The sequence below is a fragment of the Pseudomonas sp. B21-056 genome, assembly GCF_026016325.1.
Classification (GTDB): Bacteria; Pseudomonadota; Gammaproteobacteria; order Pseudomonadales; family Pseudomonadaceae; genus Aquipseudomonas.
This window is the reverse complement of record NZ_CP087203.1, coordinates 4,471,841-4,491,481: the sequence shown is the minus strand read 5'-3', so window position 1 is coordinate 4,491,481 and position 19,641 is coordinate 4,471,841. Positions and strand designations below refer to the sequence as shown.

Here is a 19,641-nt window from a genome sequence, read left to right as displayed (position 1 = left end):
GTGTATCAGACAGATTGAGCTAACTTTGTTGGGGCTGCTGCGCAGCCCAGCGGGGATAAATCCCCTCGCCACAGGTTTTCTATCAAGTCGGTTAGGTGCTCAGCCCTCAACCGGCGGAATATGCCCAAACAACTCCTGGGCAAACGCCACCCGCTCTTCCACGGTTTCAACCACGCCCCGGGCCTTGAGCTCTTCCAGGTGGGCTTCCACGGCGTGGGTGCGCAGGGTCAGGCCGCAGTCGTTGGCGATCTGGATGTTCAGTCCCGGCCGGGCGTTCAATTCCAGGATCAACGGGCCTTTTTCCTGGTCCAGCACCATGTCCACGCCGATGTAGCCCAGTCCGCACAGCTCATAGCAACCGGCGGCGAGTTTCATGAAGCCGTCCCAGTAGGGCAGTTGCACACCGTCCACCGCGTTGGTGGTGTCGGGGTGTTTGGCAATGATGTTGTTCAGCCAGGTGCCGCGCAGGGTCAGGCCGGTGGCGAGGTCCACGCCGACGCCGATGGCACCCTGGTGCAGGTTGGCCTTGCCGCCGGACTGACGGGTCGGCAGGCGCAGCATGGCCATCACCGGATAACCCATCAGCACGATGATGCGGATGTCCGGCACGCCTTCATAACTGATGCTCTTGAAGATCTGGTCCGGCACCACGCGGTACTCGATCAGTGCCCGGTCCCGGTGTCCGCCCAAGGAGTACAGGCCGGTGAGGATACTGGAAATATGGTGCTCGATTTCCTCGTGGCTGATGATCTTGCCGGACACGGTGCGATAGCGGCCTTCGAAGCGGTCGGCGATCACGATGATGCCGTCGCCGCCGGCGCCCTGGGCCGGCTTGATCACAAAGTCGGTGCGCCCGCCGATGATCCCGTCGAGTTTATCGATTTCCTTCTCGGTGGAGATGATCCCGTACAGTTCCGGCACGTGGATGCCGGCCGCGATGGCCCGTTCCTTGGTGATGATCTTGTCATCGACGATGGGGTACAGGCTGCGCTTGTTGTACTTGAGCACGTAGTCGGCATTGCGCCGGTTGATGCCCATGATCCCCCGGGCTTCCAGGGCCTTCCAGGTTTTCCAGAAACCGAACATTACGAGTCAGCCTTGAGGAAGGCCTTGAACCGCACCAGCTCGGTCAGGCGGTAGCCGCGGTAGCGACCCATGGCCAGCATGAAGCCCACGAGGATCAGCAGGATCGCCGGGAAGGTGAAGACGAAGTACACCAGCTCCGGCACGCTCATGATCAGGTGCGCCAGGGACGCGGCGAACAGGGTGCCGATGGCGACCTTCATGGCGTGACCGCCGCCGCGCTCTTCCCAGGTGATGGACAGGCGTTCGATGGTCATGGTCAGGATCACCATCGGGAACAGCGCCACCGACAGGCCACGCTCCAGGCCCAGCTTATGGCTGAACAGGCTGATGGCGGCGATCAGCACCACCACGAACGTCAGCACCACCGAAAGCCTTGGCAGCATCTGCAACTTGAGGTGTTCCAGGTAGGAGCGCAGCGACAGGCCCAGCGCCGTGATCACCGTGAACAGGACGATCCCGAACCCCAACTGGGTTTCGCGGAAAGCCAGGGCGATCAGCACCGGGGTAAAGGTCCCCAGGGTCTGCAGGCCGATCAGGTTGCGCAGGATCAGGATCACCAGCACGCCGATGGGGATCATCACCATGATCATGAAGGTCTGCTGGGTTTGCAGGGGCAGGCCGTAGAGCGAGTATTCGAGGAAGTTGGCGTCGGTGTTCTCGTCCGTCAGCTTGGCCAGGCGAATGGCGTTCATTTCGCTGTTGTTCATGCTGAAGGTGACGGTGGCTTTCTTGCCGCCATCGACGGTGATCAGGTTCTCATCGCCGGTCCACCACAGCAGACGGTCGGTGGGCAGGCCCTGTTCGCCGGTGTCCGGGTTGAAATACAGCCAGTCATTGCCGTTGAAGCTGCGCAGCCACAGTTCCGGGGTTTGCGGCTGATCGGCCACCAGGCGGATGGTATGGACCTTTTCCACCGGCACGTGGGCGATGGACAGCACCAGCTCGACGATTCTGGCCTTGTTGCTCGACGACGGATCGCCGGCCAGCAACAGCTTGACGTTGTCGTCGTTGAGGTTGTTGACCCGCTTGATGGCTTCGCTGATGAAGGTTTCGACGTCGGCCGAGTGCTGGCGGATCGGTGCGAGCAGGGCTTCGGCGGCAATCTTCTCCGGGCCTTCGATGGCGATGCTGTCGCGGAAGGTCGGCCCCTTGACCTTGGTTTTTTCGGCGCTGTAGCGCTTGGTCAGCACCAGGCGGTAATAAAGTGTCTGGTTGCCCTTGGCCCGGCGGGCCGACCACGTCACCTTGCGGTTGCCGTCGATCCGGTTCACCGCTACGCCGTAGTTATTGGAAATGAAACTTTCGTTGAGGCTGACGTAGTCGCGGCTCAGCGGTGGCACGAACATCTGGATCTTCACCGGATCCTTGGCGTTGGGCACGAATTCGACCTTGGCATCGATGTTCCACAAATCGTCCGTGGCGTCTTCGGTCACCGGGATGCCGAGCACGAAAATCTGATAGGCCGTCACCGACAGGCCCAGCACCACCAGGATGGCGATCAGCATTTTCAGATGGAGGGTAAGAGCGCGCATTGGAATTACTCTGCGGTAAGAGCGGCAGTGGTGCAGGCGGGTTTGCCGGCAGCGTATTTAAGACTGGGGTCGACCAGTGCGTCGAAGCGCTTGAGCGCCTCGGAACCGATCAGCAACGGGTATTGGAAGGCGCTGCGGTCGGTCAGGTTCACTTCGATACTGCGCAGGGCCGAGCCCATGCAGATATCCAGTTCGATGACCGGCCGGGCCGTGTATTTCTTGCCTTCTTCCGGGTCGTAGTCACCGGCGCGGCGCTTGATCTTGCTGACCCGGGCCAGCGGGCGTTCGATGGGGTGCGAATGGGCCGCGTCGATGGCCAGGTAAAAGCGCACCCAGGATTCACCGTTGCGCTTGAAGCGCTTGATGTCGCGGGCGCTGAGGGAAGCGGTCTTGGCGCCGGTGTCCAGCTTGGCGGCAACCTCCAGGTCGATGCCCTGCAGCGCTGCATATTCGTTGAGGCCGTACACGGTTTTTTCACCCGCCGCAGCAAGCCCCGGCAGGCACATGAAGCAGAGGACAGCGGATAAGGGCTTGAATGTCATAGATCCTGGTGCACGGCGTTCCGTTTATCGGTTCAGGCCCTGGCATTACTGCACAAGCTCCTTCGGTAGCCTTCTCTCTCTATTAGAAGAGCAGGAGAGCGGCAAACAGCGGCGGCATTCTAGCACGGTGGTTTTCTGACGCCACCGCTGGCCGGACGCTACGAACCCTGCGAAGAGGCGGTTATTGTGGATAGCTTTATTAGACGATTGTCGACAATATTGTTTTTTGTTTTGACGGATAGGCTTTGATTGGGTAGTTTTTGCCGTATTGATTTTCAAGGTGTCGACAATATGCTCGATCAGCTCGAAACGCCGGTGCTGGCCCAGGACGACTCGGAGACCCTTTCCGAAAACGTCTTCCGGCGTATCCAGGCCGCCATCGTCAAAGGCGAGATCGCCCCCGGCAGCAAGATCTCCGAGCCCGAGCTGGCCCGCACCTATGGCATCAGCCGTGGGCCGTTGCGCGAAGCGATCCATCGCCTGGAAGGCCAGCGCCTGCTGGTACGGGTGCCTCATGTCGGCGCCCGGGTAGTCTCCCTGAGCCATGCCGAGCTGCTGGAACTCTACGAAATCCGCGAGTCCCTGGAAGGCATGGCCTGCCGCCTGGCGGCCGAGCGCATGACCCTGGCAGAAATCGACGAGCTGCGCCAGGTGCTGGAAACCCACGAGCGCGACGCGGCATTCCAGGCCGGCGTGGGCTATTACCAACAGGAAGGCGATTTCGACTTTCATTACCGGATCATCCAGGGCAGCGGCAACCGCACCCTGACGCAGATGCTCTGCGGCGAGCTGTATCAACTGGTGCGCATGTACCGCATCCAGTTTTCCACTACGCCCAACCGGCCGCGCCAGGCCTTTGCCGAGCATCACCGGATTCTCGATGCCATCGCCGACCGTGACGGCGAACTGGCTGAATTATTGATGCGCCGACACATCGGCGCTTCCAAACGCAACATCGCGCGTCATTTCCAGGACAGCGCCGCCACTGAACGAGGTGAGTCATGAGTTCCAGCAAGAGCACGCCAGGCCAGCGATTCCGCGATGCGGTCGCCTCCGAGCACCCGTTGCAAGTGGTCGGCACCATCAATGCCAACCATGCACTGCTGGCCAAACGCGCCGGTTTCAAGGCGATTTACCTCTCGGGCGGCGGTGTCGCGGCCGGTTCCCTCGGCGTGCCGGACCTGGGCATCACCGGCCTGGACGACGTGCTGACCGATGTGCGGCGGATCACCGACGTCTGCGACCTGCCGTTGCTGGTGGACGTGGACACCGGTTTCGGTTCCTCGGCGTTCAACGTGGCTCGCACCGTCAAGTCGATGAGCAAGTTCGGCGCGGCGGCGATCCACATCGAAGACCAGGTCGGCGCCAAGCGCTGCGGTCATCGGCCGAACAAGGAAATTGTCTCGCAACAGGAAATGGTCGACCGCATCAAGGCTGCCGTCGATGCCCGTACCGATGACAGCTTCGTGATCATGGCCCGCACCGATGCCCTGGCAGTGGAGGGCCTGGAGTCTGCGCTGGACCGCGCTGCCGCCTGCATCGAGGCCGGCGCCGACATGATCTTCCCCGAAGCGATAACCGAACTCGAAATGTACAAGCTGTTCGCCAACCGCGTGAAGGCGCCGATCCTGGCCAACATCACCGAGTTCGGCGCGACGCCGCTCTACACCACCGAACAACTGGCCGGTGCCGACGTGTCCCTGGTGCTGTACCCGTTGTCGGCGTTCCGCGCCATGAACAAGGCCGCTGAGAACGTCTACACCGCGATCCGTCGCGACGGCACGCAACAGAATGTCATCGACACCATGCAGACCCGCATGGAGCTTTACGATCGTATCGACTACCACACCTTCGAGCAGAAGCTCGATGCGTTGTTCGCTGCGAAGAAATGAAACAGATCGCAGCCTCGCTTCGCTCGACAGCTCCTACATTGATCGAGCAGGTCTGTAGGAGCTGCTGAGTGAAACGAAGCTGCGATCTTTGCCACCTTCTACAAATCTAAAAAACTGGAGACAGCAAATGGCCGAAGCAAAAGTACTCAGTGGTGCCGGGCTCCGTGGCCAGGTGGCCGGGCAAACCGCATTGTCCACCGTGGGCCAGTCCGGTGCCGGCCTGACCTATCGCGGCTACGACGTTCGCGACCTGGCGGCGGATGCGCAGTTCGAAGAAGTGGCCTACCTGCTGCTGTACGGCGAACTGCCGACCCAGGCGCAGCTGGGTGCTTACATCGGCAAACTGCGCCAACTGCGGGACCTGCCCCAAGCCCTTAAAGAAGTGCTGGAACGCATTCCCGCCGACGCCCATCCGATGGACGTAATGCGCACCGGTTGCTCGTTCCTGGGCAACCTGGAGCCTGAGGAAAGCTTTTCCGCACAGCACGACAAGACCGACCGCCTGCTGGCCGCGTTCCCGGCGATCATGTGCTACTGGTACCGCTTCAGCCACCAGGGCCAGCGCATCGAATGCGTGACCGATGAAGCCTCCATTGGCGGCCATTTCCTGCACTTGCTGCACGGCAAGAAACCGAGCGAGTTGCACGTCAAGGTGATGAACGTGTCGCTGATCCTCTACGCCGAGCACGAATTCAACGCCTCGACCTTCACCGCCCGGGTGTGTGCTTCGACCCTGTCGGACCTGTTTTCCTGCATCACCGCCGCCATCGGTTCGCTGCGTGGCCCGTTGCATGGCGGCGCCAACGAAGCGGCCATGGAAATGATCGAACGCTTCGATTCGCCGGAAGCGGCGATCAAGGGCACCCTGGCGATGCTCGAGCGCAAGGACAAGATCATGGGCTTCGGCCACGCGATCTATAAGGACAACGACCCGCGCAACGAGGTGATCAAGGGCTGGTCGAAAAAACTCGCCGACGAAGTGGGCGACACGGTGCTGTTCCCTGTCTCCGAAGCCATCGACAAGACCATGTGGGAACAGAAAAAACTGTTTCCCAACGCCGACTTTTACCATGCCTCGGCGTACCACTTCATGGGCATCCCGACCAAGCTGTTCACGCCGATCTTTGTCTGCTCGCGCCTGACCGGCTGGGCCGCCCATGTGTTCGAACAGCGTGCCAACAACCGCATCATCCGCCCGAGCGCCGAATACACCGGCGTCGAACAGCGCAAGTTCGTGCCAATCGAACAACGCTGAGCTGGAGGGGCTAACCGCAGGTACTGAAGAAACCCGGAACCCTGTGGGAGCGAGCCTGCTCGCGATAGCGTCGGGTCAGCAACATCATTGTTGACTGACCCACCACAATCGCGAGCAGGCTCGCTCCCACAGGGGAACAGGTTCACTTCAATGGCTGCGCCAGCCCCTCCTGAACCCACCGTGACCCGAGTCCCGACCATGAACACAGAATTTCGCAAACCGCTGCCCGGCACTTCGCTGGATTATTTCGACGTTCGCGGGGCCGTGGATGCCATCCGCCCCGGCGCCTACGACGGCCTGCCGTACACTTCCCGCGTGCTGGCGGAAAACCTGGTCCGTCGCTGCGCCCCGGCCACCCTGGGCGAATCGCTGCTGCAACTGATCGAGCGCAAGCGCGACCTGGACTTCCCGTGGTTTCCGGCCCGGGTGGTCTGCCATGACATTCTCGGCCAGACCGCCTTGGTGGACCTCGCCGGCCTGCGCGACGCCATTGCCCAGCAGGGCGGCGACCCGGCGCAGGTCAACCCGGTGGTGCCGACCCAACTGATCGTCGACCATTCCCTGGCAGTGGAAAGCGCCGGCTTCGATCCTCAGGCATTCGCCAAGAACCGTGCGATCGAAGACCGTCGCAACGAGGATCGCTTCCACTTCATCAACTGGACCAAGAAGGCCTTCAAGAACGTCGATGTGATTCCGCCGGGCAATGGGATCATGCACCAGATCAACCTGGAGAAAATGTCCCCAGTGATCCAGCAACGGGATGGCGTGGCGTTCCCCGACACCTGCGTCGGCACCGACAGTCACACGCCCCATGTCGATGCGCTGGGTGTGATTGCCATCGGCGTCGGCGGCCTGGAGGCAGAAAGCGTCATGCTCGGCCGCGCCTCGTGGATGCGCCTGCCGGAAATCGTCGGCGTCGAGCTGACTGGCAAGCTGCAGCCGGGCATCACCGCCACCGACATGGTGCTGGCGCTGACCGAATTCCTGCGCAAGCAAAAAGTCGTCGGCGCCTGGCTGGAGTTTTTCGGTGAAGGCGCCCAGGCGCTGACCCTGGGCGACCGCGCCACCATCTCCAACATGGCCCCGGAATACGGCGCCACGGCGGCGATGTTCTACATCGACCAGCAGACCATCGACTACCTGAAACTTACCGGTCGCGAAGATGCGCAGGTGCAGTTGGTGGAGACCTACGCCCGGCAGGTGGGCCTGTGGGCCGACAGCCTCAAGGGTGCGCAATACGAGCGCGGCCTGACGTTCGACCTGTCCTCGGTGGTGCGCAACATGGCCGGGCCGAGCAACCCCCATGCCCGCGTCGCGACCGCCGATCTGGCGGCCAACGGCATCGCCGGGCAATGGACCGAAGTGCCGGGGCAGATGCCCGACGGCGCGGTGATCATTGCCGCCATCACCAGTTGCACCAACACCAGCAACCCGCGCAACGTGATCGCCGCAGGCCTGCTGGCGCGCAACGCCAATCGCCTGGGCCTGGTCCGCAAGCCATGGGTCAAGTCGTCCCTGGCGCCCGGTTCGAAAACCGTGGCGCTGTACCTGGATGAAGCCGGTCTGACCCAGGAACTGGAGCAACTGGGCTTCGGCGTGGTGGCCTTCGCCTGCACCACCTGCAACGGTATGTCCGGCGCGCTGGACCCGGTGATCCAGCAGGAAATCATCGACCGCGACCTGTACGCCACTGCCGTGCTGTCGGGTAACCGCAACTTCGACGGGCGTATCCATCCATACGCCAAACAGGCGTTCCTTGCCTCGCCGCCACTGGTGGTGGCCTACGCCATTGCCGGGACCATCCGCTTCGACATCGAGAAGGATGTGCTGGGCGTTGTCGACGGTCGGGAAATCCGTCTCAAGGACATCTGGCCGAGCGACGAGGAAATCGAAGCGGTGGTCAAGGCTTCGGTGAAGCCGGAACAGTTCCGCCAGGTGTACATCCCGATGTTCGCCATCCAGGAGGACACCGGGCCGAAGGTCACGCCGCTGTACGACTGGCGTCCGCAAAGCACCTACATCCGCCGTCCGCCTTATTGGGAAGGGGCGCTGGCAGGGGCGCGGCCGCTCAAGGGCATGCGCCCGCTGGCGGTGCTGCCGGACAACATCACCACCGACCACCTGTCGCCATCCAACGCGATCATGCTGGACAGCGCCGCCGGTGAATACCTGGCGAAAATGGGCCTGCCGGAAGAAGACTTCAACTCCTACGCCACGCACCGGGGCGATCATTTGACCGCCCAGCGCGCCACCTTCGCCAACCCGAAACTGTTCAACGAAATGGTCCAGGAAAACGGCAAGGTCAAGCAGGGTTCCCTGGCACGGGTCGAGCCTGAAGGCAAGGTCATGCGCATGTGGGAAGCCATCGAAACTTATATGGAGCGCAAGCAGCCGCTGATCATCATCGCTGGCGCCGACTACGGCCAGGGCTCGTCCCGGGACTGGGCGGCCAAGGGCGTGCGCCTGGCCGGTGTCGAGGCGATTGCCGCCGAAGGCTTCGAGCGCATCCATCGCACCAACCTGGTGGGCATGGGCGTGTTGCCACTGGAGTTCAAGCCCGGCACGGATCGCAAGACCCTGGGCATTGATGGCAGCGAAATCTATGACGTGATTGGCGAGCGCACGCCGCGCGCGACCCTGACCCTGGTCATCACCCGCAAGAACGGCGAGCGCGTCGAGGTGCCGGTGACCTGCCGTCTCGATACGGCTGAAGAGGTGTCGATTTATGAAGCGGGTGGCGTGTTGCAGCGCTTTGCCCAGGACTTTCTTGAATCGGCGGTCGCCGTTTAAAACTCACGATAGGGAGTAGGAGCGTCCATGGCTCACGCACCGCAAATCAGAATACCCGCCACCTACATGCGTGGCGGCACCAGCAAAGGCGTGTTCTTCAATTTGACGGACCTGCCCGAAGCCGCCCGTGTCCCCGGCGCGGCACGCGATGCCTTGCTGCTGCGGGTTATCGGCAGCCCCGACCCGTATGAGAAGCAGATCGACGGCATGGGCGGTGCAACGTCCAGCACCAGCAAGACGGTGATCCTGTCCAAGAGCACCCGGGCCGACCATGACGTCGATTACCTGTTCGGCCAGGTGTCCATCGACAAACCGTTCGTGGACTGGAGCGGCAACTGCGGCAACCTGTCGGCGGCGGTGGGTTCGTTTGCCATCAGCAGTGGTCTGGTGGAATCCAGCCGCATTCCACAAAACGGTGTGGCCGTGGTGCGGATCTGGCAGGCCAACATCGGCAAGACCATCATTGCCCATGTGCCGATAACCGATGGCGCGGTGCAGGAAACCGGTGATTTCGAACTCGACGGGGTGACTTTTCCGGCGGCAGAAGTGCAACTGGAGTTCATGGATCCGGCGGCTGAGGAAGAAGGTGGTGGCGGTTCGATGTTTCCCACCGGCAACCTGGTGGACGACCTGGAAGTGCCCGGCGTCGGTACGCTCAAGGCGACGCTGATCAACGCCGGGATCCCGACGATTTTCATCAACGCCCGGGACGTCGGTTATACCGGCACTGAGTTGCAGGGCGCCATCAACGGCGACCCCAAGGCCCTGGCGATGTTCGAAACCATCCGTGCCCACGGCGCTTTGCGCATGGGCCTGATCAAGCAGTTAGACGAAGCCGCCCAGCGCCAGCACACGCCGAAAGTGGCGTTTGTCGCACCGCCGACGGACTACGTTTCATCGAGTGGCAAAGCCGTAGCTGCAGGGGATGTCGACTTGCTGGTGCGGGCGCTGTCCATGGGCAAACTCCACCACGCCATGATGGGCACCGCCGCAGTCGCCATCGGCACCGCCGCCGCCATTTCCGGCACGCTGGTGAACCTGGCCGCCGGCGGTATCGAGCGCAACGCCGTGCGCTTCGGCCATCCTTCCGGCACCTTGCGCGTCGGCGCCGAGGCCAGCCAGGTCAACGGCGAATGGACGGTGAGCAAAGCCATCATGAGTCGCAGTGCGCGGGTGTTGATGGAAGGGTTGGTGCGGGTGCCGGCAGGCGCGTTCTGATCCACCACAGGCGGGCTGGATTTTGCAGTCACCGCCGAATCATTGTGGGAGCGAGCCTGCTCGCGATAGCGTCGGGTCAGCAACATCATTGTTGGCTGACACACCGCCATCGCGAGCAGGCTCCCACAAGGTTGGGGTTTGACTGATCGGGGAAGTTCAGCCCTGTTGAAACATCTCCCTGGCCCGTTGCTCGATCTGTTCCTGAGTCAGGTCCTCTTTGTGCGTAGCCAGGAACCACACATGTCCATAGGGATCCTTCAGGCTGCCGGAGCGATCACCATAAAACTGATCCTTGACCTCGGCGATCACCGTGCCACCGGCGGCAATCGCCTGGGCAAACATGCGGTCCACATCCTCGACATATAAATGCAGGCCCACCGACGGCGATTGGTCCGGATTGCGCAGCGGGCCTTGATCGCACGGTGTGCCGAGCATGATCGGGCTGCCGCCGATCCGCAGTTCGGCATGACCGATGCCCCCGTCGGGCATGGCCAGGCGCATGACTTCGGTGGCATTGAAGGCTTTCTTGTAGAACTCGATGGCTTCGGCGGCTTTCTGGATGCCCAGGTAGGGCGTAACGCTGTGGAAACCTTCGGGAATGGCTTTGACGCCCATGACGTTTCTCCTTTTTGCATCAGGCGAAGAGAGGCTTCGTCGATTTGCGCCCATTCACTATAGGCCAGTGACTTCGAGGCGACCCAGGTCCCGACGAACGCCTTAGGACGGGCCCAGCAGATGCGCACCCGGTCCACGCTCCCCCAGCACATCGCCCTGGTTACGCAGCGGGCAGGCCTCCATCGACAGGCAGCCGCAGCCGATACAACCGTTCAGCCGGTCACGCAGCGCCATCAATTGGTTGATGCGTTCATCCAGGTCCCGGCTCCACTGAGCCGACAGGACCTGCCAATCGGCAGCCGTCGGGGCGCGGTTGTCCGGCAGGGCTTTCAACGCCTCGCCGATTTCCGCCAAGGGAATGCCCAGGCGCTGGGCCACCTTGATCAGCGCCACGCGCCGCAACACCCCCCGCGGGTAGCGGCGTTGGTTGCCCTGGTTGCGGGTACTTTTGATCAGTCCCTTGGCTTCGTAGAAGTGCAGGGCGGTGACGGCCACGCCGCTGCGGGCGGCCACTTGGCCAACGGTGAGTTCTTTGTGGATATCTATCTGCGCCATAGCGGATTCATTGCTTGACCTTGACTTAAGTAGAGGTTTTACGCTGCACGCCTTCGGATCGCAAGATTCACCTTACGTGTATCGAGGAACTTTCATGCAGTCGCCAAGGAACAATCGCAGCTTCACCCAACTGATCGAATTCGACATCGAACCTCACTGGCAACAGGCATTGATCACGGCCCTGTCGGAGCAGACGGAGCATCTGGCGCGGGAGCATCAGGGCTTCCTGAGTGCCAGCATCCAGATCAGCGAGGACGGCAGGCGCGTACTCAATTATCTACAGTGGCAAACCCGCGAGGCGGGGGAGGCGGCGTTTCGACGGTTTGAAAGCGGCGAGCAGGATTTCTGGCGGCTGATCCAGGCTCACCGGGCCAAAGCCGTGACGTTTGGCTCGTTCCAGGTGATCCACAGCATTGAGCGCAGCCAGGATAATGCGCTGCATTGCCAGTGGGTGGATTGAGTGCAATGAGCGATACGGAGGGGCGATACCCACTATCAAGAGGGTTGATTTCTGCCCAGCAGAGCCGGCGGGTAGCCTTCATTCATCGCCCCAAGACACCGGACACTCATCATGAATCGTATCCTTGCCGTTTCGCTGCTGTTGGCCGTCACTGTATTGAGTGGCTGCGCATCATCGTCACCTGAACTGCGCCCTTACACCGCCGAAGAAACCCGCGAGCTGGCCCTTGAAGCCTTGAATCGCCGGGGCCTGTCGTTCGATGAATACCACGCGAAAAAAGCCGAACTGCTCGGCCCGTCGCAGAAAAACAGTGGTTTCGACGATCGCGGCGAAATGAGCGCCGGACAGCCCGTGCAATTATCTGGAAAGCCAAGCTGAGAGACTGTACCGCCGGAAGTTTTACCCAACTGTCCATGGGTTTGCGACAGAACCAGGAGTAGGGTCATCACCTGACCACACGACGGACTGATCGCCATGACCCTTTCGCTGGACCTGCTGCTGGGCTTCGCCCTGTTTGCCCTTGTCACCTCGATCACACCGGGTCCCAACAACACCATGTTGCTGGCTTCGGGGGTGAATTTCGGCTTCAACCGCAGCATCCCTCATATGCTGGGCATCAGCTGTGGTTTCTTTGTCCTGGTGCTGGCGGTGGGCTTTGGCCTGGGCGCGGTGTTCCAGGCGTATCCGCTGCTTTACACCGTGCTGCGCTACGTTGGCGCGGCGTACCTGTTGTACCTGGCGTGGAAAATTGCTCACTCCGGCCCGGTCTCCGAGAGCGGATCGGGGAGCGCACGCCGATCACCTACTGGGGCGCCGCGGCATTTCAATGGGTCAATCCCAAGGCCTGGATCATGGCCATTGGTGCCATCAGCACCTACACGCCGCTTCAAGGCTACTTCTTTAATGTGGTGGTGATCGCCGCGGTGTTCGCCCTGATCAATCTGCCCAGTGTCAGCCTGTGGGTGGTCTGCGGCAGCCTGTTGCGCAACTTGCTGCGTGATCGTCGCTGGCTGCGTCTGTTCAATTGGGGGATGGCACTGCTGCTGGTGGCCTCGCTGTATCCGTTGTTGCTCGAAAGCCTGAGATGAGGGCTGAGCTTCGACCGGATGCCTGCTAAGCTCGCTGTTCAGGAGCGTTCCTACGCACTTTTAAACGAAGTCTCACTTCTTTAAGGTTGATCAGGTAGTAGTCTCGAACCCAACGAGAGCGCCCGATCCCGGAACAGGCTCTGCGAGTTTCCCCATGAATAAACGTCCTCTGTATTTCGATTACGCCGCCACCACGCCGGTGGATGAGCGGGTCATCCAGGTCATGGTCGAATGCCTGGGCTTCGATGGCAACTTCGGCAACCCGGCCTCCAGCTCCCATGCCTTCGGCCAGGAGGCCCGGCGCTCGGTGGAGCGGGCGCGTCAGCAGGTGGCGCAATTGGTGGGGGCGCAGGCGCAGCAGATCGTCTGGACTTCCGGCGCCACCGAATCCAACAACCTGGCGCTCAAGGGAGTGACCCAGGCGCGCGGGGCGTGCGGCGGTCATGTCATCACCAGCCTGATCGAACACAAGGCGATTCTCGACACCGCCCGGCAGCTTGAAGAGAGCGGCGTCGCGGTGACCTGGCTGGCGCCGGACGCCGATGGGCTGATCAGTCCGCAAGCTGTCCGCGAGGCCCTGCGCGAGGACACCTTCCTGGTGTCGCTGATGCTGGTGAACAACGAGCTGGGCACCGTCAATGACGTGGTAGCCATCGGCGAGCTCATCCGTGGGCACGGCGCGCTGTTCCATGTGGATGCCGCCCAGGGCGCGGGCAAGGTCAGGATTGACCTGGCCCGCTGGCCGGTGGACCTGATGTCCTTTTCCGCGCACAAAATCTACGGCCCCAAAGGCATCGGCGCGCTCTACGTCGGCGAGCGTGCCCGACCGCGTCTTTCTGCGCAGATCCATGGGGGCGGGCACGAAGGCGGTTTTCGCTCCGGAACCCTGGCCACTCATCAGATCGCGGCCATGGGCGCGGCGTTCGAGCTGGCGGCCCAGTCGTTCGACGACGAGCTCGACAAAATCGTCCGCTTGCGCAATCGTTTGCTGGAACCGCTGCTGGCCCTGCCCGGTGTGTGTATCAACGGCAGCGCGACTCAACGCATTCCCCACACGTTGAGCCTGACGTTCCATGAAGGTGAGTTCAACGCGGTTGCATTGGGTACTTCGCTTGCATTTTCCGCGACGTCAGCCTGCAATTCGGCGAATAACACCCCGTCCCATGTGCTGCTGGCCTTGGGGCACGATGCTCGGGCGGCTGGGCGGACGATTCGCCTGAGCCTGGGGCGCTTCACCCGTGAACAGGATATCGACGAGGCCGTGCGGCTGATCAAGGTGGCCTGTATCGCTGCACCGGCATTCTGGGCCAGTACCCCCTGAGCCGGATGCTTGCGCACCGAACAATAATATTGAGAAACAGGAGAAACGATGAGTACCGAGTCTTTGACCCATGGACTGGTTCCCCAGCGCCTTGCCCGCGTCCGCCAACTGATGAGCCGGGAGGGCATCCACGCGCTGCTGGTGCCGTCGGCTGATCCGCATCTGTCGGAATATCTGCCGGGCTATTGGCAGGGGCGGCAATGGTTGTCGGGCTTCCATGGCTCGGTCGGTACCTTGATCGTGACGAAGGACTTCGCCGGGGTCTGGGCCGACAGTCGTTATTGGGAGCAGGCCGCCCATGAGCTGAAGGGCAGCGGCATCGAACTGGTCAAGCTCATTGCGGGTCAACCCGGCCCCCTGGATTGGCTGGCCGAACAGACTCCCGAAGGTGGGGTGGTCGCGGTCGACGGTGCGGTGATGGCCGTGGCGTCAGCCCGAACCCTGGGGAGCAAGCTTGAAGAGCGAGGCGCGCGCTTGCGCACCGACATCGATCTGCTGGATGAGGCGTGGTCCGACCGCCCAGGCCTGCCGGATCAGCCGGTGTATGCGCACCTGCCACCCCAGGCGACCGTCAGCCGGGTCGAGAAACTCGCCAGGCTGCGTGAAACCCTCAAGACGCGTGGCGCCGACTGGCATTTCATCGCTACGTTGGATGACATCGCCTGGCTGTTCAACCTGCGCGGCGCGGATGTGTCGTTCAATCCCGTGTTCGTTTCCTTTGCCTTGATCAACCAGCAACAGGCAACCTTGTTCGTGGCCCTGGACAAGGTGGATGGAGCATTGCGTGCGGTCCTTGAGCAGGACGGCGTAACCCTGCGTGATTACCGCGAAGCGGCGAGCGCATTACGTGAAGTGCCTGGCGGCGCGAGCCTGCAGGTCGATCCGGCTCGGGTCACGGTCGGTTTGCTGGATAACCTGGACCGTGGCGTGAAGCTGGTGGAAGGGCTCAATCCCACGACGCTGGCCAAGTCTTGCAAGAGCCTGGCCGACGCCGAGCATATCCGTCGCGCCATGGAGCAGGATGGTGCCGCGCTCTGTGAGTTCTTCGCCTGGTTGGAAAGTGCCTGGGGTCGTGAGCGCATCACCGAACTGACCGTCGATGAACACCTGACCGCGGCCCGCAAACGTCGGCCGGATTTTGTCTCCCTGAGCTTCAACACCATCGCCGCTTTTAACGCCAACGGTGCGATGCCCCATTATCACGCCACGGAAGAGGCCCATGCGGTCATCGAGGGTGATGGGCTGTTGTTGATCGATTCGGGTGGTCAGTACCTTGGAGGTACCACCGACATCACGCGCATGGTGCCGGTCGGAACCCCCACGGCTGAGCAGAAACGCGATTGCACCCGTGTGCTCAAGGGTGTGATTGCGTTGTCCAGGGCGAAGTTTCCGCGAGGCATCCTCTCGCCTCTGCTGGACGCCATCGCCCGCGCGCCGATCTGGGCTGAACAGGTGGATTATGGTCACGGCACCGGCCACGGTGTCGGTTATTTCCTCAACGTTCATGAAGGCCCGCAGGTCATCGCCTATCAGGCGGCCGCCACACCGCAAACCGCGATGCAACCCGGCATGATCACGTCCATAGAACCGGGTACTTATCGTCCTGGGCGGTGGGGTGTGCGCATCGAGAACCTGGCGTTGAATCGCGAGGCAGGTAGCAGTGAGTTTGGCGAATTCCTTGAGTTCGAAACCCTGACCTTGTGCCCGATTGATACCCGCTGCCTGGAGCCATCGCTGCTGACCCGGGAGGAGAAAGACTGGTTCAACGCCTATCATGCCGAGGTTCAGCATCGGTTGAGCCCGTTGCTGGAAGGTAGCGCTCTGCAATGGCTGCAGATGCGAACGATGGCAATCTGAGGCCGGGATCAGCCGAGGGCTTCACGGACGAAGTCCAGCCGATCCTGGCCAAAGAACAACTCATCGCCGACGAACATGCTGGGGGCACCGAACACGCCCCGGGCAATGGCTTCTTCGGTGGTGGCCTTGAGTGCTTCCTTGACTTGCTCCTCAGTTGTCAGCGCCAGCACATGGCCCGGGTCGAAACCGCCTTCATCCAGTACCGCCGCTACGGTCTGCGGATGGCTGAGATCGCGGGCGTCCACCCATAACGCACGGAACAGACAGTCGATGAACACTGTGAAACGTTCAGGATGACGCAGTTGCATGCCGGTTATGGCGCGCATCAATGACAGTGTGTTGATCGGAAAGTGCGGATTGAGCTTGAAAGCCACGCCGTAACGCTTGGCGAAGCGATCCAGGTCCTTGGCCATATGCGCGCCTTTGGCCGGTACGGTAATCGGCGATGCATTGCCTGTTGCCTTGAAGACACCCCCCAGCAACATGGGCCGGTAGACCAGTTCGCTGCCGGTGTGTGCGCAAAGCTGCGGGAGTTGGGTATACGCCAGGTAGGTCGCCGGGCTGCCAAGATCAAAGAAAAACTCTACTGATTTGCTCATGATCACAGCTCTCTTGTTGTAATGGGGGGCTTACCAGCGTTCGCTCCAGGGGCGCAGGTCCAGCTCGAAGGTCCAGGCGTCGCGTGGTTGGGTATGCAGGTACCAATAGTTATCGGCGATGTGTTCGGGATTGAGGATGCCGTCTTCATCCTTGGTCGCATATTTTTCTGGAAAGTTATCGCGGATGAAGTCGGTATCGATGGCGCCGTCCACCACGACATGAGCCACATGGATATTCAGGGGACCCAATTCGCGAGCCATGCTCTGGGCCAGTGCACGAATGCCATGTTTGGCTCCCGCGAACGCGGCGAACCCCGAGGCGCCCCGCAAGCCCGCCGTGGCACCGGTAAACAGAATGGTCCCGCGCTGGCGCTTGACCATACGTTTAGCCACTTCCCGGGCGTTGAGGAAACCGGAGAAACAGGCCATCTCCCAGATCTTGAAGTATTTGCGGGCGGTCTCTTCGAGAATGCTGCAGGGCACGTTGGCGCCGATGTTGAAGACAAAAGCCTCGATGGGGCCGATCTGACTCTCGATTTGCTCGATGAGCGCGATCACGTCGTCTTCCTTGCGTGCATCACAGGAAAAGCCGTGGGCTTCGCCGCCCTGAGCGCCTATCGCCTCGACCAGCGGAGCGAGTTTGTCAGCGCTACGGCGGGTTACGCACGCTACAAATCCTTCCTGCGCGAAACGTTTGGCTATCGCGCCACCTGTGGCATCGCCCGCGCCAACAACCAGTACGACCTTCTTGTTATCCATGATTCGCCTCATTGGTAAACGATCGTTAGCTGAACGAACGTTATGCTAAGCTCAGCTACACGTCAAGTTGAGCGATCAGAGGCAGGATTCATGCGTTATTCAGCCAATCACAAAATGGAGACCCGCGAAAAACTGCTCGCCAGCAGTGCCGTATCCGCCAAGAAGTCCGGCTTTTCGACAGTGGGTGTCGATGGTCTGATGAAGGCGATCGGATTGAGCGGCGGGGCGTTTTATAGTCATTTTTCCTCCAAGGACGAACTGTTCAAGGCCATCGTCGAGCGGGAGCTCACTCAAAGCCTGGAGCGCCTGAGCGGTGACCATGTGCTGGACTCGGCCAGGTTGGAGTGTTGTCTCAAGCAGTACCTGAGCATGAGCCACGTCGATCAACCTGAGGCTGGTTGTGCGCTGCCGGTGCTTGGCGCTGAAATTGCGCGCTCGGATGTACAGGTGCGGGAGGCTGCGCAAACGTGGATCTGTCGTTTGCATGAGAACTGGGCGCGGATACTGGAAAGCGACAGCCTGGCCTGGGCCATCCTGTCGCAATGCGTTGGGGCGCTGGTCGTTGCGCGCATGCTGGTCGCGCCAGAGATCCAGCGTAATGTCCTCAAGTCCAGCCAAGAGGAGATAAGCCAACGAATGGCCGGGCAGCGGGTTGGTTGAGGATCGTTGGCTACTTGCAGATGACGATCATGCTGCGGCTGGTGTAACCGGCAGGGTTGAGTCCGAAAGGATAATCCCCCGGTTCCTCAACCGCGTCCCCCGACTTGGCGATGACCTTGTAATTCTTGGGGGCGCATGAATTGGCGGCACTGGCGGCGCACTGGTCCCAGGACGACGTCAGGCCGGAGCAATTGATGTGCAGAGCTTTCTTGCCGCGTTTGACTTCAGTTTTCGTCGTCGCCGCGCAGCCCGCAATTGCAAGTACGGCGACCAATATCAAGATTCGTTTCATTCCCGTCCTTAACGCCGTCGTGAATCTCTGTCCACGTATGACTACATTCGCTTTCGCTTGAAGCGCTTATGACGTCCTGTATGAAAAACTCCATGACTGACATTGGGTTACGGACCTAAACATGGCCTAAATACGTGGCAAATGCCAGACCTTCGTTAAATCCTGCTTCAATCCGCCGCGATGGCAGGCTTGACGGCGTTGTTCAGGGTCAGGGTTGCACCGATTGACGCAAGAATGATGCAGGCAATCGCCATCCATTGGGCCAATGACAGGTACTCCTGGAGAAATACGAACCCTGACAGGGCAGCGACCGCGGGTTCGATGCTCATCAGGGTGCCAAAGGTGCGGGCAGGCAGGCGGGTCAAGGCGATCATTTCAAGGGTGTAAGGCAGGGCAGTGGACAGGATTGCAACACCAATGGCGATCGGAATCAGGCTCGGTGTCAGTAGGGTGGCTCCGGCATGGACGATGCCGATAGGGGCAACGAACAGGGCGGCGATCACTACGCCCAACGCGGCAGTCTGTACGCCATTGTCTGCACCGGCCTTCTGGCCAAACAGGATATAGAGCGCCCAGCAGACACCCGCTCCCAACGCATAGCCGGCGCCGATCGGGTCAATGCCAGCGGTGGTGGCTCCCGTTGGTATCAGCAGAAGGAGGCCGATCACCGCCAGGGCAATCCAGAGAAAGTCGATTGCCCGGCGAGAGTTATAAATAGCCACCGCCAGGGGACCGGTAAACTCCAACGCCACGGCGATTCCCAGTGGGGTCGTGCGCACTGACATATAGAACAGGAAGTTCATGCCTCCCAATGCCATTCCGTAGACGACCACGGTACGCAAGGATTGGGCGGTCAGCTTGGCGCGCCAGGGGCGCAGCAGTAGCAGCATGATGATGCTGGCAAAAATGAGCCTTAACGTCGTAGTGCCTTGTGCGCCTATTACCGGGAACATACTTTTGGCCAGTGAAGCGCCGGACTGGATGGATGCCATAGCGATCAACAGCAGGGCAACCGGGTACAAGGTGGAGGCCAGGCTGCGGTGTGGGGAATTCATTACGAAGGGTCGTCCTGGATAAGGGCAGGGGAAGCGTTTGATTTGAGCAATATACTGCTCACTTG

Annotated in this window: 19 protein-coding genes and 1 pseudogene; 11 read left to right on the top strand and 9 right to left on the bottom strand. The window is 61.2% G+C overall.

From position 1 onward, the window contains the following. Positions 1–99: 99 nt before the first annotated feature. From LOY67_RS19260 to LOY67_RS19250, 3 genes are read right to left on the bottom strand one after another with little or no spacing between them, the layout of a single operon-like run. Positions 100–1,086, bottom strand: coding sequence for an alpha-L-glutamate ligase-like protein (locus LOY67_RS19260; protein ID WP_047699229.1), 987 nt, complete (start codon positions 1,084–1,086; stop codon positions 100–102). Then, entirely contained in the window at positions 1,086–2,618 is a 1,533-nt protein-coding gene (locus LOY67_RS19255; RefSeq protein WP_265063982.1) for an inactive transglutaminase family protein, read from the bottom strand. The genes LOY67_RS19260 and LOY67_RS19255 overlap by 1 nt, the downstream gene beginning before the upstream one ends. Positions 2,619–2,623: 5 nt before the next feature. After that, the gene (locus LOY67_RS19250; protein ID WP_047699233.1) at positions 2,624–3,160 is read right to left on the bottom strand and encodes an ATP-dependent zinc protease; all 537 of its coding nucleotides are present in this window, start codon (positions 3,158–3,160) and stop codon (positions 2,624–2,626) included. A 291-nt stretch (positions 3,161–3,451) separates the two neighbouring features. On the opposite strand from LOY67_RS19250, the gene LOY67_RS19245 reads away from it, so the two are divergent. The 5 genes from LOY67_RS19245 (at position 3,452) to prpF (ending at position 10,315) form a co-directional block, all read left to right on the top strand. Continuing rightward, the gene (locus LOY67_RS19245; RefSeq protein WP_265063981.1) at positions 3,452–4,165 is read left to right on the top strand and encodes a GntR family transcriptional regulator; all 714 of its coding nucleotides are present in this window, start codon (positions 3,452–3,454) and stop codon (positions 4,163–4,165) included. Next, the gene (prpB, locus tag LOY67_RS19240) at positions 4,162–5,052 is read left to right on the top strand and encodes a methylisocitrate lyase (protein ID WP_265063980.1); all 891 of its coding nucleotides are present in this window, start codon (positions 4,162–4,164) and stop codon (positions 5,050–5,052) included. The genes LOY67_RS19245 and prpB overlap by 4 nt, the downstream gene beginning before the upstream one ends. Positions 5,053–5,179: 127 nt before the next feature. Continuing rightward, complete coding sequence (gene prpC / locus LOY67_RS19235) at positions 5,180–6,307, top strand: 2-methylcitrate synthase (protein WP_265063979.1); 1,128 nt, start codon at positions 5,180–5,182, stop codon at positions 6,305–6,307. A 198-nt stretch (positions 6,308–6,505) separates the two neighbouring features. Further along, positions 6,506–9,097, top strand: coding sequence for a Fe/S-dependent 2-methylisocitrate dehydratase AcnD (gene acnD / locus LOY67_RS19230; protein WP_265063978.1), 2,592 nt, complete (start codon positions 6,506–6,508; stop codon positions 9,095–9,097). A gap of 27 nt (positions 9,098–9,124) precedes the next feature. Next, a complete protein-coding gene (prpF, locus tag LOY67_RS19225; RefSeq protein WP_265063977.1) occupies positions 9,125–10,315 on the top strand; it encodes a 2-methylaconitate cis-trans isomerase PrpF in 1,191 nt (396 codons plus the stop codon). 156 nt (positions 10,316–10,471) lie between these two features. Here prpF and LOY67_RS19220 read toward each other — a convergent pair whose 3' ends face one another. Then, a complete protein-coding gene (locus tag LOY67_RS19220) occupies positions 10,472–10,930 on the bottom strand; it encodes a VOC family protein (protein WP_265063976.1) in 459 nt (152 codons plus the stop codon). A gap of 102 nt (positions 10,931–11,032) precedes the next feature. Beyond that, positions 11,033–11,485, bottom strand: coding sequence for a redox-sensitive transcriptional activator SoxR (gene soxR, locus LOY67_RS19215; protein WP_265063975.1), 453 nt, complete (start codon positions 11,483–11,485; stop codon positions 11,033–11,035). A gap of 94 nt (positions 11,486–11,579) precedes the next feature. Between soxR and LOY67_RS19210 the strand changes: the two genes are divergently transcribed. From LOY67_RS19210 to LOY67_RS19190, 5 genes and pseudogenes are all read left to right on the top strand, one after another. Then, positions 11,580–11,945 carry an antibiotic biosynthesis monooxygenase gene (locus LOY67_RS19210; RefSeq protein ID WP_265063974.1) on the top strand — a complete coding sequence of 122 codons (366 nt, stop codon included), beginning with the start codon at positions 11,580–11,582 and terminating at the stop codon, positions 11,943–11,945. Positions 11,946–12,056: 111 nt separating this feature from the next. After that, positions 12,057–12,323, top strand: a complete 267-nt coding sequence (locus tag LOY67_RS19205; RefSeq protein WP_265063973.1) for a hypothetical protein — start codon at positions 12,057–12,059, stop codon at positions 12,321–12,323. 96 nt (positions 12,324–12,419) lie between these two features. Further along, positions 12,420–13,033, top strand: a pseudogene (locus LOY67_RS19200) (LysE family translocator). A gap of 154 nt (positions 13,034–13,187) precedes the next feature. Then, complete coding sequence (locus tag LOY67_RS19195; RefSeq protein WP_265063972.1) at positions 13,188–14,354, top strand: cysteine desulfurase family protein; 1,167 nt, start codon at positions 13,188–13,190, stop codon at positions 14,352–14,354. A gap of 48 nt (positions 14,355–14,402) precedes the next feature. Beyond that, the gene (locus tag LOY67_RS19190) at positions 14,403–16,211 is read left to right on the top strand and encodes an aminopeptidase P family protein (protein WP_265063971.1); all 1,809 of its coding nucleotides are present in this window, start codon (positions 14,403–14,405) and stop codon (positions 16,209–16,211) included. Positions 16,212–16,219: 8 nt separating this feature from the next. On the opposite strand, the gene LOY67_RS19185 is transcribed toward LOY67_RS19190, so the two are convergent. Both LOY67_RS19185 and LOY67_RS19180 read right to left on the bottom strand, forming a co-directional pair. Beyond that, entirely contained in the window at positions 16,220–16,810 is a 591-nt protein-coding gene (locus LOY67_RS19185; protein ID WP_265063970.1) for a 2-hydroxychromene-2-carboxylate isomerase, read from the bottom strand. A gap of 30 nt (positions 16,811–16,840) precedes the next feature. Continuing rightward, a complete protein-coding gene (locus tag LOY67_RS19180) occupies positions 16,841–17,569 on the bottom strand; it encodes an SDR family oxidoreductase (RefSeq protein WP_265063969.1) in 729 nt (242 codons plus the stop codon). 90 nt (positions 17,570–17,659) lie between these two features. Here LOY67_RS19180 and LOY67_RS19175 point away from each other — a divergent pair, with 90 nt between their 5' ends. Continuing rightward, positions 17,660–18,229, top strand: coding sequence for a TetR/AcrR family transcriptional regulator (locus tag LOY67_RS19175; protein ID WP_265063968.1), 570 nt, complete (start codon positions 17,660–17,662; stop codon positions 18,227–18,229). Between the two features lie 10 nt (positions 18,230–18,239). Here the strand turns inward: LOY67_RS19175 and LOY67_RS19170 are convergent, their stop codons facing one another. After that, a complete protein-coding gene (locus tag LOY67_RS19170) occupies positions 18,240–18,521 on the bottom strand; it encodes a hypothetical protein (protein ID WP_265063967.1) in 282 nt (93 codons plus the stop codon). A gap of 167 nt (positions 18,522–18,688) precedes the next feature. Beyond that, complete coding sequence (gene rhtA, locus LOY67_RS19165) at positions 18,689–19,576, bottom strand: threonine/homoserine exporter RhtA (protein WP_265063966.1); 888 nt, start codon at positions 19,574–19,576, stop codon at positions 18,689–18,691. Positions 19,577–19,641 lie beyond the last annotated feature (65 nt).

Coding starts and splice junctions, on each gene's coding strand:
- LOY67_RS19260 (WP_047699229.1), bottom strand. CDS start 1,086: ATGTTCGGTTTCTGGAAAACCTGGAAGGCCCTGGAAGCCCGGGGGATC.
- LOY67_RS19255 (WP_265063982.1), bottom strand. CDS start 2,618: ATGCGCGCTCTTACCCTCCATCTGAAAATGCTGATCGCCATCCTGGTG.
- LOY67_RS19250 (WP_047699233.1), bottom strand. CDS start 3,160: ATGACATTCAAGCCCTTATCCGCTGTCCTCTGCTTCATGTGCCTGCCG.
- LOY67_RS19245 (WP_265063981.1), top strand. CDS start 3,452: ATGCTCGATCAGCTCGAAACGCCGGTGCTGGCCCAGGACGACTCGGAG.
- prpB (WP_265063980.1), top strand. CDS start 4,162: ATGAGTTCCAGCAAGAGCACGCCAGGCCAGCGATTCCGCGATGCGGTC.
- prpC (WP_265063979.1), top strand. CDS start 5,180: ATGGCCGAAGCAAAAGTACTCAGTGGTGCCGGGCTCCGTGGCCAGGTG.
- acnD (WP_265063978.1), top strand. CDS start 6,506: ATGAACACAGAATTTCGCAAACCGCTGCCCGGCACTTCGCTGGATTAT.
- prpF (WP_265063977.1), top strand. CDS start 9,125: ATGGCTCACGCACCGCAAATCAGAATACCCGCCACCTACATGCGTGGC.
- LOY67_RS19220 (WP_265063976.1), bottom strand. CDS start 10,930: ATGGGCGTCAAAGCCATTCCCGAAGGTTTCCACAGCGTTACGCCCTAC.
- soxR (WP_265063975.1), bottom strand. CDS start 11,485: ATGGCGCAGATAGATATCCACAAAGAACTCACCGTTGGCCAAGTGGCC.
- LOY67_RS19210 (WP_265063974.1), top strand. CDS start 11,580: ATGCAGTCGCCAAGGAACAATCGCAGCTTCACCCAACTGATCGAATTC.
- LOY67_RS19205 (WP_265063973.1), top strand. CDS start 12,057: ATGAATCGTATCCTTGCCGTTTCGCTGCTGTTGGCCGTCACTGTATTG.
- LOY67_RS19195 (WP_265063972.1), top strand. CDS start 13,188: ATGAATAAACGTCCTCTGTATTTCGATTACGCCGCCACCACGCCGGTG.
- LOY67_RS19190 (WP_265063971.1), top strand. CDS start 14,403: ATGAGTACCGAGTCTTTGACCCATGGACTGGTTCCCCAGCGCCTTGCC.
- LOY67_RS19185 (WP_265063970.1), bottom strand. CDS start 16,810: ATGAGCAAATCAGTAGAGTTTTTCTTTGATCTTGGCAGCCCGGCGACC.
- LOY67_RS19180 (WP_265063969.1), bottom strand. CDS start 17,569: ATGGATAACAAGAAGGTCGTACTGGTTGTTGGCGCGGGCGATGCCACA.
- LOY67_RS19175 (WP_265063968.1), top strand. CDS start 17,660: ATGCGTTATTCAGCCAATCACAAAATGGAGACCCGCGAAAAACTGCTC.
- LOY67_RS19170 (WP_265063967.1), bottom strand. CDS start 18,521: ATGAAACGAATCTTGATATTGGTCGCCGTACTTGCAATTGCGGGCTGC.
- rhtA (WP_265063966.1), bottom strand. CDS start 19,576: ATGAATTCCCCACACCGCAGCCTGGCCTCCACCTTGTACCCGGTTGCC.